This is a genomic window from Aurantimonas sp. C2-5-R2 (assembly GCF_036549495.1).
Taxonomy (GTDB): domain Bacteria; phylum Pseudomonadota; class Alphaproteobacteria; order Rhizobiales; family Rhizobiaceae; genus Aurantimonas; species Aurantimonas coralicida_A.
Genome location: NZ_JAZHLJ010000073.1, coordinates 1 through 15,151, shown reverse-complemented (window position 1 = coordinate 15,151; position 15,151 = coordinate 1). Strand labels below are relative to the sequence as shown.

Here is a 15,151-nt window from a genome sequence, read left to right as displayed (position 1 = left end):
TCGTCTCGATCGATGCGCCCATCATCCATGACCTCCGAATCATGGTCGCCCATGGATTCAGAACTCGTCGAAAGGCGCAACTGTAATGCTAAGCCGGCGTTCTCGGCGATGGCGTTCCCGAAACCGGCGCGATCACCGCGCCGAACCGCCCCACTTGACCTGCCGCAACGCCTCTCCCGCCGCCATGCCGGCGGCGACGGCAAGGTTGAGCGAGCGGCCGCCGCCATCCATCGGGATCGTGACGGCCGCGTCGGCGAGCGCGTGGACGCCGTCCGGCACGCCGGCGCTCTCGCGGCCGAACAACAGGATGTCGCCGGCCCGAAAGGCGAAGTCAGTGTAGCGGGTCGACGCCTTGGTGGTGAACAGGACGAGCCGCCGCCCGGCCGCCCGGCGCGCCGCCTCGAAGGCGGCAAAATCGACATGGCGGACGAGGCGGGACATGGCGAGATAATCCATGCCGGCGCGCTTCAGGGCGCGATCGGAAAGGACGAAGCCTGCCGGCTCGATGATGTCGACGGTAAGGCAAAGACAGGCGCCGAGCCGTAGGATCGTGCCGGTGTTGCCGGCGATGTCCGGCTGATAAAGGGCCAGCGAGATCGGCCCGGCCCCCGTCGGGGCGGCCGTCCTGTCCGGCTCGTGGTTGTCGCGATCCTGCGTCATCGGTGGCCTTGCATGTCGTCGTGAGGGGCGGCGTGCCGCGCCCGGCGTCGCCGAGACCGTGAATCGGCCTCGGTTTGTCCTATATCGAAGGGACCGCGTCGCCACAGCCGGTTGTCGTCCAAAAAGCCCGGGCCTGCCTGATTCGTTGAACCGGCGTCCGATCCGATGGGAAGTTTTGATGTTTTCGTTGTTCGAGCGGATGGTCGAGCCGTTTCCCGACCAGGAGCTTGAGACCCCGCCGGGCGGCGGGCTGGCCCGCTTCGTCTGGTTCTACGCCAAGCCCGCTTGGCCTTTGCTTTTGGCGATGGCGGTGCTGACCGCGATGATCTCGATCGTCGAGGTGTCGCTGTTCGGCTTTCTCGGCCAGATCGTCGACTGGTTCTCCGGCGTTTCGCGCGAGACATTTCTGGCCGAACGCGGCTGGGCGCTGGCGCTGATGGGCTTCGTCGTGCTGGCGGTACTGCCGGGGCTGGTCTTCCTGTCCGGCCTCGTGACCTTCCAGGCGCTGGCCGGCAATTTCCCGATGCGGTTTCGCTGGATGGTGCATCGCTGGCTGCTCGGCCATTCGATGAGCTTCTTCAGCGACGAATTCGCCGGGCGGATATTGACCAAGCTGATGCAGACCGCGCTGGCGGTACGCGAGACGGTGATGAAGGCGCTCGACGTCCTTTTGTATGTCGCGGTGTATTTCACCGGCGTCGTCGTGCTCGTGGCTGCGGCTGACTGGCGGCTGGCACTGCCCTTTCTCGGCTGGCTCGCCCTCTACGCGCTGATGCTGTGGTATTTCGTCCCGCGCCTAGGCGTAATCGCCGAGCGGCAGGCAGGCGCCCGCGCCGAAATGACCGGCCGCGTCGTCGATGCCTACAGCAACATCGCCACGGTCAAGCTGTTCGCTCACACCCGGCGCGAGGCCGATTTCACCCGCGCCTCGATGTACGGGTTTTTGACCACGGTGCACGGCCAGATGCGGCTTGTGAACCTGTTCCAGTTTACGCTCTATCTCCTGAACTCGCTGCTGCTGGCCGCCGTCGGCGCGCTGGCGATCCGGTTATGGCTCTTTGAACTCGTTACGGTCGGGGCGATCGCCGCCACGATCGGCCTGGTGCTGCGGATCAACGGCATGTCGCAATGGATCATGTGGGAGGTCGCCGCGCTGTTCGAGAACATCGGCACCATCCGCGACGGCATGGCGACGTTCTCCCGGCCGCAATCGATCCTGGATCGGCCGCAAGCGCCCGCGCTTGCCGTCCCGAAGGGCGAGATCGTCTTCGACCAGGTGTCCTTCAACTACGGCAAGGGCGGCGGGGTGTTGCACAATTTCGACCTTCGTGTCCGGCCGGGCGAGAAGATCGGCCTGGTCGGGCGCTCGGGTGCCGGCAAGTCGACGATCCTCAACCTTCTCCTGCGCTTCCACGACGTCGAGGCGGGACGGATATTGATCGACGGGCAGGACATTTCGGACGTGACGCAGGCCTCACTGAGGGAACAGATCGGCATGGTGACGCAGGATACATCGCTGCTGCACCGCTCGATCCGCGACAACATCCGCTATGGCCGCCCGGACGCGAGCGAGGCCGAGCTGACACGGGCCGTCGAACGGGCGGAGGTCGCCGGCTTTATCGAGGAGTTGCACGACGCCGAGGGACGGCACGGCCTCGACGCCGAGGTCGGCGAGCGCGGCGTCAAGCTCTCGGGCGGGCAGCGCCAGCGCATCGCGATCGCCCGCGTCATGCTGAAGGACGCGCCGATCCTCCTTCTCGACGAGGCCACCTCGGCGCTCGATTCGGAAGTGGAGGCGGCGATCGCCGCCAATCTCTATCGGCTGATGGCGGGCAAGACGGTGATCGCCGTCGCCCACCGGCTGTCGACCATCGCCGCGCTCGACCGGCTGGTGGTGCTCGATCGCGGCCGCATTGTCGAAGAGGGCATGCATGCCGAGCTCGTCGACCGGGACGGGCTGTATGCCCAGCTTTGGGCGCGGCAGGCCGGCGGCTTCCTGTATTGTGACAAGCCCGAGGACGGAACGGACAAGTTATCTGATCTGAGGGCTGCGGAATGATGGAGCGGTTTCTCCAGCGCTTCGAGACGCTACTCGACCCGTTCGACGATGAAGGCGATGGCACCGGCCATCTGGCGCCGCTGCCGGACGAGACCAACCGCTTCATCTGGCATTTCGCAAAGCAGGCGAAATGGCCGCTACTGGGTCTTCTGGCGACCGGCGGACTGACTGGCGGCATCGAGGCGGTCATGTATACCGGTGTCGGCTGGCTGATCGATGCGCTGGAGCGGTCGTCGCCGGCCACGCTGTTCGCCGAGCATTTTTGGCTGATCGTCGGGCTCGCCTTGCTGACGCTGGTGGGGCGGGCGGCCGTCCTGCTGGTGTCCTCGATCCTCGAGGAACAGGTGATCTCGCCAAGCTTTTACAATCGCATTCGCTGGCAGAGTTATCGCCGGCTGATGGAGCAGCCCTACACCTTCTTTCAGAACGATTTCGCCGGCCGGCTCGCCCAGAAGGTGCAGCAGGTCGGGGCGGCGACCGGCGACTTTGTCACCACGATCCTGCAGACCTTCTGGTCATTCGTCACCTTCATCGTGCTGACGGTGACGATCCTCGGCGCCATCGACTGGCGCATGGCGGTGGTGCTCGCCATCTGGGCGCTCGGCTATGTCTGGATTGTCCGCAATCTTCTGCCGAAGATCCGCAAATACGGCCGGGCGTCCGCCGACGCGCGCTCGATCGTATCGGGCCGGGTCGTCGACAGTTTCACCAACATCCTGTCGGTCAAGCTGTTCGATTCGGCGCGCAGCGAGGATTCCTTCGTCAAGGCGGGTTTCTCCCATCTGGTCGACGCGACCCGCCGGATGACGCGGGCACTGACCGAGGTGCGCACCGCCGTCGCCGTGCTCAACGGTGTCATGATGACCGGCGTCGGCACGGTGGCGATCCTCGGTTGGCAGGCCGGTGGCATCACCACTGGCGGCGTCGCTACCGCCCTCGGCCTGGTGCTCAGGCTCAACCAGATGTCCGGCTGGATGATGTTCAACATCAACGGGCTGGTGCGCAATTACGGCACCATCCAGGACGCTGTGGCGACCATCGGCCAATTGCCGACGCTGATCGACGGGCCGGATGCCGAGCCGCTGGAGGCGTCACGCGGCGAAATCCGTTACGAGAATGTCCGCTTCCACTATGGCAAGGGTGGCGGCGTGGTCGAGGATCTGTCGCTGGCGATCCGGCCGGGCGAGAAGATCGGGCTGGTCGGCCGCTCCGGCGCCGGCAAGACGACGCTAATCAATCTGCTCTTGCGCCTCTACGACCTTGAGGGTGGACGCATCCTGATCGACGGCCAGGATATTTCCGGCGTGACGCAGGCCTCGCTGCGCGGCGCCATTGGCGTCGTCACCCAGGATACGTCGTTGCTGCACCGCTCGATCCGCGACAACATAGCCTATGGCCGGCCCGGCGCCGACGAGGGCGACATCTTATCGGCGGCCGAGCGGGCCAATGCCGAGGATTTCATCCCGACCCTGCGCGATCCCAAGGGCCGCACCGGCTACGACGCCCATGTCGGCGAGCGCGGCATCAAGCTGTCCGGCGGCCAGCGCCAGCGCATCGCGATTGCCCGTGTGCTGTTGAAGGATGCGCCGATCCTGGTGCTCGACGAAGCGACCTCGGCGCTGGATTCGGAGGTCGAGGCGGCCATCCAGGAGAATTTGGCGAAGATGATGGAGGGCAAGACCGTCATCGCCATCGCCCACCGCCTGTCCACCATCGCGGCGATGGACCGGCTGATCGTGCTCGACGAAGGCCGGATCGTCGAGGAGGGCCGCCACGCGGAGCTGGTCGCGCGGGACGGGCTCTATGCCAGCCTCTGGGCCAGACAGTCGGGCGGGTTCCTGTACGGGCAGCGGGAAGAGGAAGCGGCTGAGTAGGGGGTATTCTTATGGCGACTGCCATTGCCCGAAGCGACGGTGTCGCTTAGATGGTAGAAAGATAGAGAATTTTATAGAAAGCAGATGTCGGTGAGCCTCAATATCAAAGATCCGGAAGCCCATCGCCTCGCTCAGGCCATCGCGCGAGCGACGGGGCAGAGCATGACAAAGGTGGTGACCGAGGCACTGCGCGAGCGTCACGCCCGCTTGGACGAACGCCGTGGGCGGGCCGACGTCGCGGAGATCCTGGCGATCGCCGAGCGCGTCTCCGCGAAGGTCCAGAAGCCTTATGCCCCTCATGGCCAGGTGCTGTACGACGAGAACGGGCTGCCGAAGTGATCCTCGACACCTCGGCTCTCATCGCCATTCTCTACGGCGAACCGGAACAGGAACGGTTCGCCCAACTGATCCAGGAGGCCGACCGATGCCATATGAGCGTAGCCAGTCTTCTGGAGCTCTCGATGGTGGTCGAGAGCCAGGCCGGACCGGATGCGGCGCGGCAGATCGATGTCCTCATCCGTCGCGCCGGCGTGGTCATTGAACCGGTTTCGCTCGAACAAGGCGCGCTCGCCCGCCAGGCATTTCTGGATTTCGGCAAGGGTCGCCACAAGGCCGGGCTCAATTTCGGCGACTGCTTTTCCTACGCGCTGGCCAAGGCGACCAACGAGCCTTTGCTATTCAAGGGCAACGATTTCGCGCTCACCGATATCGAGCCGGCCGGATAACTGATGCTGTCTTCAGTTGATCGCGCGCTCGACGAGAGCTGGATCGTCGAGGAGGGCAGCCACGCGGAGTTGGTCGCGAGAGACGGGCTTTACGCCAGCCTCTGGGCCATTATTCGGACTACGCTCCCTGAACGGCAGCGGGGCACCCGACTGGGTGGGTTGCTCGCCAGTGCGGGACAATCGTTTCCGACTCACCCAGGCGACACGTAGCCCTCACGCCGCCCTTTCGTCTGGACAAGCGCCCGGCTTCCCGCCTAAAACCCGCGCGAAATCGCGATCTTTCTGGGAGTGCGGCGAAAATGCGTCGCGTCTCCCCTTGCCGCGCGGGGTTAAATCCGCAAGAAGCGGTGCGATCCGCGCGAGACCAGTCAAGGAGTGGCAGCCGCCGTGAGCGTCAACGAACACGCCGACCCGAACCGGGAACAGTCCGATCCGAATCGCCGGGACTTTCTCTATATTGCCACCGGCGCCGCCGGCGCGGTCGGGGCCGCCGCCTTCCTGTGGCCGTTCATCGACCAGATGAACCCGGACGCGGCGACGCTGGCGCTCTCGGAGATCGAGGTCGACGTCAGTCAGGTGGCCGAAGGCCAGTCGATCACCGCCAAATGGCGTGGCAAGCCGATTTTTATCCGCCAGCGCACCCCGGTGGAGATCGAGGAGGGCAAGGCGGTCCCGCTTGCCGACCTGAAGGACCCCTTGGCGCGCAACGCCAACATCGCCGGCGACGCCGAAGCGACCGATGTCAATCGTGCGGCCGACGGCAAGGAAGCCTGGCTCGTGATGGTCGGCGTCTGCACCCATCTCGGGTGTATCCCAATTGGCCAGTCCGGCGACTATGACGGCTGGTTCTGCCCGTGCCACGGCTCGCATTATGACACCGCCGGGCGCATCCGGAAGGGACCGGCGCCGGAAAACCTGGCGATCCCGCCCTTCGAATTCACGTCCGACACGACCGTGCGCATCGGCTGACAGGGAGAAAGTTCGAACTATGAGTGGTCATTCTTCCTATGTGCCGACGAGCGGCTTCATGCGTTGGCTGGACGCGCGGCTACCGCTGCCGCGTCTCATGTATGATTCCTTCGTCGCCTATCCGGTGCCGCGCAATCTGAATTACGCCTACACCTTCGGCGGCATTCTTTCGATCTTCCTGGTGCTGCAGATCCTGACCGGCGTCGTGCTTGCCATGCATTATGCCGCGTCCTCGCCGATCGCTTTCGAATCGGTCGAGAAGATCATGCGCGACGTCAACTGGGGCTGGCTGCTGCGCTACATGCACGCCACCGGCGCGTCGTTCTTCTTCATCGCCGTCTACATCCATATCTTCCGGGGGCTGTATTACGGCTCCTACAAGCAGCCGCGCGAGGTCCTGTGGATTCTCGGCGTGATCATCTTCCTGTTGATGATGGCGACGGCGTTCATGGGCTACGTGCTGCCCTGGGGACAGATGTCGTTCTGGGGCGCCACCGTCATCACCAGCTTCTTCACCGCATTTCCGCTGATCGGCGAGCCGATCCAGCAGCTTTTGCTCGGTGGTTTCGCCGTCGACAACGCCACGCTGAACCGCTTCTTCTCGTTGCACTATCTCTTGCCGTTCATGATTGCCGGCGTGGTGATCCTGCACGTCTGGGCGCTGCACGTAACCGGTCAGACCAACCCGACCGGCGTCGAGGTCAAGTCGTCGAAGGATACCGTGCCGTTCACGCCGCACGCGACGATCAAGGACGGCTTCGCCATGATCGTCTTCCTGGCGATCTTCGCGTATTTCGTCTTCTACATGCCGAACTTCCTCGGTCACCCCGACAACTACATCGAGGCGAACCCGTTGAAGACGCCGGCGCACATCGTGCCGGAATGGTACTTCCTGCCATTCTACGCCATGCTGCGTGCCATCACCTTCAACATCGGCCCGATCGATTCCAAGCTCGGCGGCGTCCTGGTGATGTTCGGCTCGATCCTGGTGCTGTTCTTCGTGCCCTGGCTCGACACCTCGCGGGTGAAGTCGACGGCGTTCCGGCCGCTCTACAAGATCTTCTTCTGGATCCTCGTCGCCGACTGCATCTTCCTGGGCTGGCTCGGCGCCAAGCCGGCGGAAGGCATCTACCCGATCCTCGCCCTGTTCGGCACGATCTACTATTTCGGTCACTTTCTGGTGGTGTTGCCGGTCCTCGGCCTCATCGAGACGCCCAAGAAGCTGCCCAACTCGATTTCGGAGGCGGTGCTAGGACCCGATCGCGGTATCGGCACAGGCACCGGCGGCGGCGCTGCCCCCGCACCGACGGCCTCGGCGCCGGAAACCAGAGGCTGAGCGGAGGCTTCGGAGAAAGACATGCCAATGAACAGACTATTGTCAGCCGTTCTCGCCGCAGGCGTCGTCTTTGCGCCGATGTCGGTCGCGATGGCGCAGGACGCGGCCACACCCGCTGAAAATGTCGAGGCCGCGCCGGCCACGGCCGTAGAGGGCGATCAGCCTGCAGCGGAACCCACCGAGGCAGAGCCGGCCCCGGTTGCCGAAGGCGAACAGTCGGTCGGGTCCGAGGTTGCCGCCTCTGAGGACGCGCCGGAGGAGGAGCATGCCGCGTCGGAAACGCCGCATTATCCGATCAAGAAGCCGGAGGAGTTGTCATGGAGCTTCGCCGGCCCGTTCGGCAAATGGGACATCGGGCAGCTTCAGCGCGGCCTGAAGGTCTACAAGGAGGTCTGCGCGGCCTGCCATTCGATGAACCTCGTCTCGATGCGCAATCTCGAGGGGCTCGGCTACAACGAGGAGCAGGTGAAGGCCTTCGCCGCCGAGTATCAGGTCACCGACGGACCGAATGCCGATGGTGAGATGTTCGAGCGTCCGGGCATTCCGGCCGATCGCTTCCCGGCGCCGTTCCCCAATCCCGAGGCCGCCGCCGCCGCCAACAATGGCGCCGCGCCACCGGACTTCTCGCTGATCGCCAAGGCGCGGGCCGCCGAACGCGGCTTCCCGACCTTCGTCTTCGACATCTTCACCCAATATGCCGAGTCCGGGCCGGACTATATCCATGCCCTGCTCACCGGTTATGGCGAGGAGCCGTCGGCTGAAATCGAGTTGCAGCCGGGAACCTATTACAACCCATATTACCTGGCCGGACCGGCTCTGGCTATGGCGCAGCCGATCTTCGACGATCAGGTGGATTATGCCGACGGCGCGCCGCAGACCATCGACCAGTATTCTCGGGACGTCTCGGCTTTCCTGATGTGGGCGGCCGAGCCGCATCTCGCCGAGCGCAAGGCGACCGGGCTCGTGGTGATGCTGTTCCTCGTCGTCTTCGCTGCGCTGATGTTCCTGATCAAGCGCCGGGTCTGGGCGGGCACGCCGCACTGAGCCGGTATTTCTTATACGCATGACGGAAAGAGGGGGCTCACCGGCTCCCTTTTTTCTTGCTCGAAACGTACCATGTCGCCGGACGTAGGGTAGGCGGCGACCAATGGGAGTGAGCCACGATGTACATCGCGATGAACCGCTTCAAGGTGCTGCCAGGTGCGGAAGCCGAGTTCGAGACGCTGTGGCTGAACCGTGATTCGAAACTGCGCGACGTCCCCGGTTTCGTCGAATTCCATATGCTGCGGGGACCGGAGCGTGATGGCTACACGCTCTATTCCTCCCATACGATCTGGCAGAACCTCGCCGCCTTCCAGGCCTGGACCAAATCAGAGGCGTTCCGCGCCGCCCATGGCAGCGCCGGTGGCACCCGACCGCTCTATGCCGGGCATCCCGAATTCGAGGGTTTCGAGGTCATCCAGACGATCGGAGCCGCTTGATTTTCGCCCCTTCCGAAAGGCCTGTCACCGCATGAACGACTTCGCCGCCGCCATCCGTACCATCGCGGACTATCCCAAACCCGGCATCCTGTTTCGCGACATCACCACGCTGCTGGCCGATCCGGCGACATTTCGCGCCGCCGTGGACACGTTGGTCGCCCCCTACAAGAACGAGGGCGTCGACCATGTGGCCGGAATCGAGGCGCGCGGCTTCATCCTCGGTGGGGCGTTGGCCCACCAGCTATCGGCCGGCTTCGTGCCGATCCGCAAGAAGGGCAAGCTTCCGCACACGACCATCCGGGTCGCCTACAGCCTGGAATACGGGGTCGATGAGATGGAGATGCATCGCGACGCCGTCAGCCCTGGCCAGCGCGTACTGTTGACTGACGATCTGATCGCGACTGGCGGCACCGCCGAGGGCGCCGTCAAGCTCTTGCGCGAACTCGGCGCCGAGATCGTCGCGGCGTGTTTCGTCATCGATTTGCCGGATCTTGGCGGGCGCAAGAAGCTCGAGGCGCTGGGCGTGGAAGTTCGGACCCTGGTGGAATTTTCCGGCCACTGATGCGGGGTCGGGGGTCTCCGCCGGTGGACGGAACCGGCGGCGTTAGTTGCCGGCAACCGATAAGAGATATCGGCGAAAGAGAGAAGGCGGCGCGGTCGTCGACGGTCGAGCGCCGGAACTCGTTGAGGAGATATCCGCCCACATCGGCCTCCGCCATCGGCCGGCTGAAATAATAGCCCTGCAACTGGTGGCAGTTCAGTCGGCTGAGGATGTCGAGTTGAGCGTCGTCCTCGACACCCTCGGCGATCACAGACAGGTTGAGGACGCGGCCGAGGATCATGATCGTCTCGAGAATACCGTGGGCCACCTCGTCGTCCTTGATGGCGCTGACGAAGGATCGGTCGATCTTCAGCTTGTCGAACGGGAAGCGGCGAAGATAGGACAGGCTGGAATAGCCCGTGCCGAAATCGTCGAGGGCGATTTTGACGCCGACGTTTCGCAGTTCGTGCAGGATCTCGACGACCTGTTGCGGATCGTCGATCAGAACGCTTTCGGTGATTTCCAATACCACACGGGAAGGCCGCAGGCCGGTTAGGTCCAGAGCCTCCTGCACCACCGAGATGATGCCGCCATGCTTGAACTGGTGGGCCGAGACATTGATCGCCACTGACAAATCGTCGGGCCAGGACGCCGCGGTCCTGCATGCCTGGTGGATGACCCAGGCGCCGATCTCCGTGATCGCGCCGATTTCCTCCGCCAGCGGGATGAACTGGTCGGGGGCTATGCGCCCGCGTTCGGGGTGTTCCCATCGCAGCAGCGCCTCGAAGCCGGCTGTCCTGCGCGTGCCATTGTCGACGATCGGTTGGTACTCAATGTACAGTTCCCCATTACCGATCGCGTCGCGAAGGTCCTGTTCCAGTCGGTGACGTTCGAGGCGCTGGCGCGCCATCGCGAGGGTAAAGAATCGGTAGGTCCGCTTGCCTTCTTCCTTGGCGTGATAAAGGGCGAGATCGGCGCTCTTGAGGAGATGTTCGGTGGTGGTGCCATCCTTGCCCAGAAAGGCGATGCCGACAGACGATCCGACGCTCGCCGTTTCGCATCCGAGATCGAACGGCTTGGCAAAGCTCTCCAGGATTGCCGTCGCCAACTGGGCCGCAGCGTGTTCATCCTGGGCGCTCCGGGCTATAATAGCGTATTCGTCGCCGCCGATACGCGAAACCGTATCGTTGGGGCCAACCACGGCCTTCAACCTGACGCCGACTGCCTTCAACAGCCGGTCGCCCATCGTGTGTCCCCGCGTATCATTGACGGATTTGAAATTGTCGAGATCCAGGTAGAACACGCTGCAGACAGGGTCGGCGCTGCCGCTCACCTGAAAAATTGCTTCGATTTCTTCCGCGAAATGCGCGCGATTGGCCAATCCCGTTAGGCTGTCGTGATGGGCGAGGTAGACGATGCGGGTTTCGGCTTCGCGGACGGCGGTGATATCAGAAGCAACGCCGCGAAAGCCGGTAAAGTCGCCGCTGAAGTCGAAGATCGGTTTGCCCGAAATCGAAATCCATCGCGAGTTTGGCTGCTCGGCGACTTCGACGATCTGATCGCGAAATGGCGTCCGGGCGGTCAGATGGCCCAAAATCGCGGCGAGACCATCAGTGGCCCGGCCAGCGGATGCGAGAACGGATTCCAATTGCATGTCACCGTCGGGCCGAATGTCGTCGGTGCTCCGACCGCAGAACTGCAAAAAGCGCTCGGTTCCGCGGCCCAAATTGCCGAACGAGTCGATTTCCCACAGCCAGTCGCTGGTCCCTTCCTCGAACTCGCGCAGCAAGAGTTCGATGATGGCCGACTGTTCGGCGAGCTTCTGCCGATCATCGAAATTCTCCTTGATCAACCGCCCGCGACCGATTCCGCTTTGAACGACGATAAAAGAGAAAGCACAGAGCAAGACAGCGAACAGATAATCGTGCGGCCTTCCAGACAGAAACAGGGCGAAGGCTCCACCCGCGATAATCGGAACCATGTAATTCATCATCGCCGGTCGGAGCGCGCACAGCGAGAAGGCGCCACCGGAGATCAAACCCACCATGATCGTGGCGACGATCGCCTTCCCATCGCTGCTCGCCGCGGGATAGATGAGGATGGCGGTCAGTGACCACCAAGACCCTAGCAGCAACGCCGATACCCTGGCGCGATTCAACGCGCGCTGCGAAGCGGTTTCCAGACCGCCCCGCTCACGAATGCGATCTGACGACCGGATAGCCGTCGCTACAAAATAGAGAAGCGGTACGCACCAAACCAGAAATATCCACGCCAGGCCGGCATTGAACGCCACGGGAAATGTGATGGCCGCACTGACCACGTTGCCGAGCATCATGATCGGTGTGAATTTTAGAATGTTATTGATCTGAACGCCGCGAAAGCGGCGCAGTACGACCGAATCTGTGTCTGTCGATTTCGAACCATTCCGTCCGGTGAAGATCGTAAGCATAGAGAATTACCGTCATGGTCCCCAGGTACTGGGTTGCATAAAAGCCGATGACGCACTAAGAGGCCGTTTCGAAACCCTGCCAAGACCAGCCTCCATGGTTCACCCGGGACGCCCAAACCCGCGGAAATCGGGTATCATGTCATTGCGGAGCGACCATCCGAGGGGCCTTTGAACCCGCCGCAGTGAGTTTCGAAACGGACTCTAAGAGGCCGTTTCGAAACCCTGACAAGACCAGCCTCCATGGTTCCCCCGGGACGCCCAAACCCGCGGAAATCGGGTATCATGTCATTGCGGAGCGACCATCCGAGGGGCCTTTGAACCCGCCGCAGTGAGTTTCGAAACGGACTCTAAGAAGTCGTGAATTATATTCGTTTTATCTTGCAACTGCCGTAGCGAATCCAAGGCAGTTGCCGGGCAGCCAGGATGCTGGGGTCGCAACAAGTTCCGCCCCGGTCGCCGAGGAAGCGAATGAGATGCAACTGCAACGTTTGAGCGGCTTGCCGGGCTCACTTGCAGACATCAATCGGTGCCGCTGAATGCCGCTCCGTCGAAGGAAAACACCGGCTCGCCATGCTGATTTACCCCAAGCGTGGTGAATTCGAGGACGCCCCAGCCTGTGCGGCTGGCGGATTTCCGCTTCGCCGTTACGGTTTGACGGAAGGTCACCGTATCGCCGGCATAGACCGGTTTCAGCCAGCGAAGGTTAGTGACGCCGGGGGAGGGGCCCATTTTCGGTGCCGGATGGCCCGCGGCGATCCATTCGCGGGCTTGGGCGGCGCGGGTATCGACATTGAGCCGCATGCACACCGCGGCGGTGTGCCAGCCGGAGGCGCAGAGGCCGCCGAACATCGAAGCCTTTGCGGCCTCCTCATCGAGATGAAAGCTTTGCGGGTCGTACTTCGCTGCGAACTGCTTGATGGCGTCCGCGTCGAAGCAGTGCGAGCCGAGTTCGATCGTTTCGCCGACGGTGATCGTCTCCCAGTAACTCATGCCGCCGCGGCCTCGCGGGTCAGGAGAAACAGCGTGTGTTCGCTTTCCAGAACGGTTTCGTCACGTCCATTGCGCAGTTCGGTGGAAATACGGGCGAGGCCGATCGTCGGACGTTTGGCCGACAGGCGCGTGGAGAGTACACGGGCTGTTCCGGACAGGGTGTCGCCGGGGCGGACGGGACGCCGCCATTTGACGAAATCGACGCCCGGCCCCCCCTGCGAGGTGGAATCGAGCACATAGGCGTCGGCCATCATCCGCATCATCATTGCGCAGGTGTGCCAGCCTGACGCCGCCAGACCGCCGAGCATGCTCGCCTTCGCCGCTTCTTCGTCCAGGTAGAACGGCTGCGGATCGAACTCGCGGGCGAATTCGATCACCTCCTCCTTCGTGACCTCGTAGGGACCGAGGGCGATTTCCAGCCCTTCGGTGAAATCCTCGAATGCGCGCATCAAAAATCCTACCACGGCCGCGCCTATTCTCGAAATATTAAAATAATTAAGAAGTAATCAAAAAGTTTATACTTACAGAAGAAAATATAACTAAATATTCATATGCAGCTATGCATGTGGAAAATATAAAACTCCTCCAGAAAAACGGCCTGCGCACCAATATCACCATAAGATGCCGATCATCACTAAAACCATTGAGTATTACAAACGTCACGCTTAGCACAAAAAAGGGAAAATCCGACACTGCAACGTATACGTTGCCGCGAGTAGGAAGGCCAAAGCTTGAAATGCTATCTACCGCCGTCTGTATAAAATCCTCTACGCCGAATATCGTAAATAAAGAAATATACGTCATCCGTATAGCTATTGCAAATCCAAATATGTACGATGCCAATAGCATCAGCTGAATAACATGATTGCCTTTTCGACTACGAATTTGCGAGTCAGAAATAACATACAATATACAAAGAAAAACGACGAGAATTAATATTGGACCGATATTAAAGGTCGCAGAATTTAAGTTTGAATCATTTGTCCTGAATAATACTATAGAAGAGAAGGCAGGTATTATGGCTACAATCAGTAGCTCAATTATATTTGTAGAATTAAATCTGTAATATGGGTGCACGCGGCATATGTCGTCTAGGGATCTTCCCAAGGCGCCAGGGAGTGATGCGCTTGCTACCATCTTATGCCTATCGTAAGTCTCTCTGTATCATAGGCTCCGGGACGCTCGTCAAGCTCCCGTAAATCGGTTACCTCGATGCTGAGCTTCTTCGAATCATCGGTGAGAAATGTCTGAAACGGGACGCAACTGCCGTCGGCTCGCACGCCGCCATATGTGAAAAGATAGGCGCGATGTTTAATAAATTTCGCATCGGAGGCTCCGAATGCCATCTTCTGACGTCGTCGCAATGGTTCAAAAGTTCTAATTCTGCTTCTACTCAGAAATCGGTCAGTAAAATGCCAATTTACACGAAGTTCCTCGCTCCTCGCTTTTCCGAGATGAAAGCCTTGATATAAAGGAAATTCTACATCAAATCCTTCTTCACGAACATTATCCCATAAATCGACATATTGATAAAGCGGATCGATTTCTTCATCTGAAGAGTAAGAAATTTTAACGCCAATAACAGTAGGTATATTTCTTCCATCGCTTCGGCTGTGTATATAGTATATATACTTAACGGACGAGGACGGATGACTATTTCCGTTTAGAAGTGGCGTGATTCGATTCTCTTCGTCCATCGCCAACCAAGACGATTCATCCGCTCTTTGCTTTACGGATTGGCAAAGCGAGTCAAGTTCTTCACGCGAATGATCGGCAATGGCTACCGTAGACAAAAACGGAATAGCCACTGCGACGCAATAAAGAAAACGTAGATACCTCATCACGGTAGTTCCATCACACCAAATTGGGTGCGTGCAGGACCAGAACGAAGCCCCTAGATTAGACAATCACCGGCTTTATGTATGGGGTCAAGAGGGAGTTGGCGCGAAAGGAGGCTGGGAAGCATCGCTGCTACAGCCTCAGAGCCTGAGCGAAAAGGAGTTGAGCGATATCAGCAGGTTGTGATTCCCCTACGTTGTCGAGACGATGGGGAATCGAGATGGCCTG

16 protein-coding genes are annotated in these 15,151 nt (G+C 61.1%); 11 read left to right on the top strand and 5 right to left on the bottom strand.

All coding sequences use genetic code 11. The features are described from left to right. Positions 1-132: 132 nt before the first annotated feature. Positions 133-660 carry a tRNA (cytidine(34)-2'-O)-methyltransferase gene (locus tag VQ044_RS20285; protein ID WP_327649223.1) on the bottom strand — a complete coding sequence of 176 codons (528 nt, stop codon included), beginning with the start codon at positions 658-660 and terminating at the stop codon, positions 133-135. Positions 661-838: 178 nt separating this feature from the next. On the opposite strand from VQ044_RS20285, the gene VQ044_RS20280 reads away from it, so the two are divergent. From VQ044_RS20280 to VQ044_RS20235, 10 genes are all read left to right on the top strand, one after another. After that, complete coding sequence (locus VQ044_RS20280) at positions 839-2,719, top strand: ABC transporter ATP-binding protein (protein WP_327691386.1); 1,881 nt, start codon at positions 839-841, stop codon at positions 2,717-2,719. Beyond that, complete coding sequence (locus VQ044_RS20275; RefSeq protein ID WP_327649220.1) at positions 2,716-4,593, top strand: ABC transporter ATP-binding protein; 1,878 nt, start codon at positions 2,716-2,718, stop codon at positions 4,591-4,593. The genes VQ044_RS20280 and VQ044_RS20275 overlap by 4 nt, the downstream gene beginning before the upstream one ends. Before the next feature lie 90 nt (positions 4,594-4,683). Next, entirely contained in the window at positions 4,684-4,932 is a 249-nt protein-coding gene (locus VQ044_RS20270) for a type II toxin-antitoxin system VapB family antitoxin (RefSeq protein ID WP_327649218.1), read from the top strand. After that, a complete protein-coding gene (locus VQ044_RS20265) occupies positions 4,929-5,318 on the top strand; it encodes a type II toxin-antitoxin system VapC family toxin (RefSeq protein WP_327649216.1) in 390 nt (129 codons plus the stop codon). Before VQ044_RS20270 ends, VQ044_RS20265 begins: the two co-directional genes overlap by 4 nt. Positions 5,319-5,321: 3 nt before the next feature. After that, positions 5,322-5,528 carry a hypothetical protein gene (locus tag VQ044_RS20260; protein WP_327649214.1) on the top strand — a complete coding sequence of 69 codons (207 nt, stop codon included), beginning with the start codon at positions 5,322-5,324 and terminating at the stop codon, positions 5,526-5,528. A gap of 177 nt (positions 5,529-5,705) precedes the next feature. After that, complete coding sequence (petA, locus tag VQ044_RS20255; protein ID WP_327622999.1) at positions 5,706-6,287, top strand: ubiquinol-cytochrome c reductase iron-sulfur subunit; 582 nt, start codon at positions 5,706-5,708, stop codon at positions 6,285-6,287. A gap of 19 nt (positions 6,288-6,306) precedes the next feature. Continuing rightward, the gene (locus tag VQ044_RS20250; RefSeq protein ID WP_327623000.1) at positions 6,307-7,623 is read left to right on the top strand and encodes a cytochrome b; all 1,317 of its coding nucleotides are present in this window, start codon (positions 6,307-6,309) and stop codon (positions 7,621-7,623) included. Positions 7,624-7,650: 27 nt separating this feature from the next. After that, positions 7,651-8,667: a cytochrome c1 gene (locus tag VQ044_RS20245; RefSeq protein ID WP_327649224.1), complete on the top strand. Its 1,017-nt coding sequence runs from the start codon at positions 7,651-7,653 to the stop codon at positions 8,665-8,667. Between the two features lie 119 nt (positions 8,668-8,786). Beyond that, positions 8,787-9,104 (top strand): antibiotic biosynthesis monooxygenase family protein, encoded by a 318-nt coding sequence (locus tag VQ044_RS20240; RefSeq protein ID WP_327623002.1) that lies wholly within the window; start codon positions 8,787-8,789, stop codon positions 9,102-9,104. A 31-nt stretch (positions 9,105-9,135) separates the two neighbouring features. Next, positions 9,136-9,666 (top strand): adenine phosphoribosyltransferase, encoded by a 531-nt coding sequence (locus VQ044_RS20235; RefSeq protein WP_327649213.1) that lies wholly within the window; start codon positions 9,136-9,138, stop codon positions 9,664-9,666. On the opposite strand, the gene VQ044_RS20230 is transcribed toward VQ044_RS20235, so the two are convergent. After that, positions 9,578-11,026, bottom strand: a complete 1,449-nt coding sequence (locus tag VQ044_RS20230) for a putative bifunctional diguanylate cyclase/phosphodiesterase (RefSeq protein ID WP_327649211.1) — start codon at positions 11,024-11,026, stop codon at positions 9,578-9,580. The two genes, VQ044_RS20235 and VQ044_RS20230, sit on opposite strands and share 89 nt — an antisense overlap. 18 nt (positions 11,027-11,044) lie before the next feature. Here VQ044_RS20230 and VQ044_RS20225 point away from each other — a divergent pair, with 18 nt between their 5' ends. Then, positions 11,045-11,758, top strand: a complete 714-nt coding sequence (locus VQ044_RS20225; protein ID WP_327649210.1) for a hypothetical protein — start codon at positions 11,045-11,047, stop codon at positions 11,756-11,758. An 855-nt stretch (positions 11,759-12,613) separates the two neighbouring features. Here VQ044_RS20225 and VQ044_RS20220 read toward each other — a convergent pair. From VQ044_RS20220 to VQ044_RS20210, 3 genes are all read right to left on the bottom strand, one after another. After that, on the bottom strand, positions 12,614-13,084 hold the full coding sequence (locus VQ044_RS20220; protein WP_327649208.1) for a MaoC family dehydratase: 471 nt from the start codon (positions 13,082-13,084) through the stop codon (positions 12,614-12,616). After that, positions 13,081-13,533: a MaoC family dehydratase gene (locus VQ044_RS20215; RefSeq protein ID WP_327649206.1), complete on the bottom strand. Its 453-nt coding sequence runs from the start codon at positions 13,531-13,533 to the stop codon at positions 13,081-13,083. The genes VQ044_RS20220 and VQ044_RS20215 overlap by 4 nt, the downstream gene beginning before the upstream one ends. A gap of 681 nt (positions 13,534-14,214) precedes the next feature. Further along, complete coding sequence (locus VQ044_RS20210; protein ID WP_327649204.1) at positions 14,215-14,925, bottom strand: hypothetical protein; 711 nt, start codon at positions 14,923-14,925, stop codon at positions 14,215-14,217. Positions 14,926-15,151: the final 226 nt, after the last annotated feature.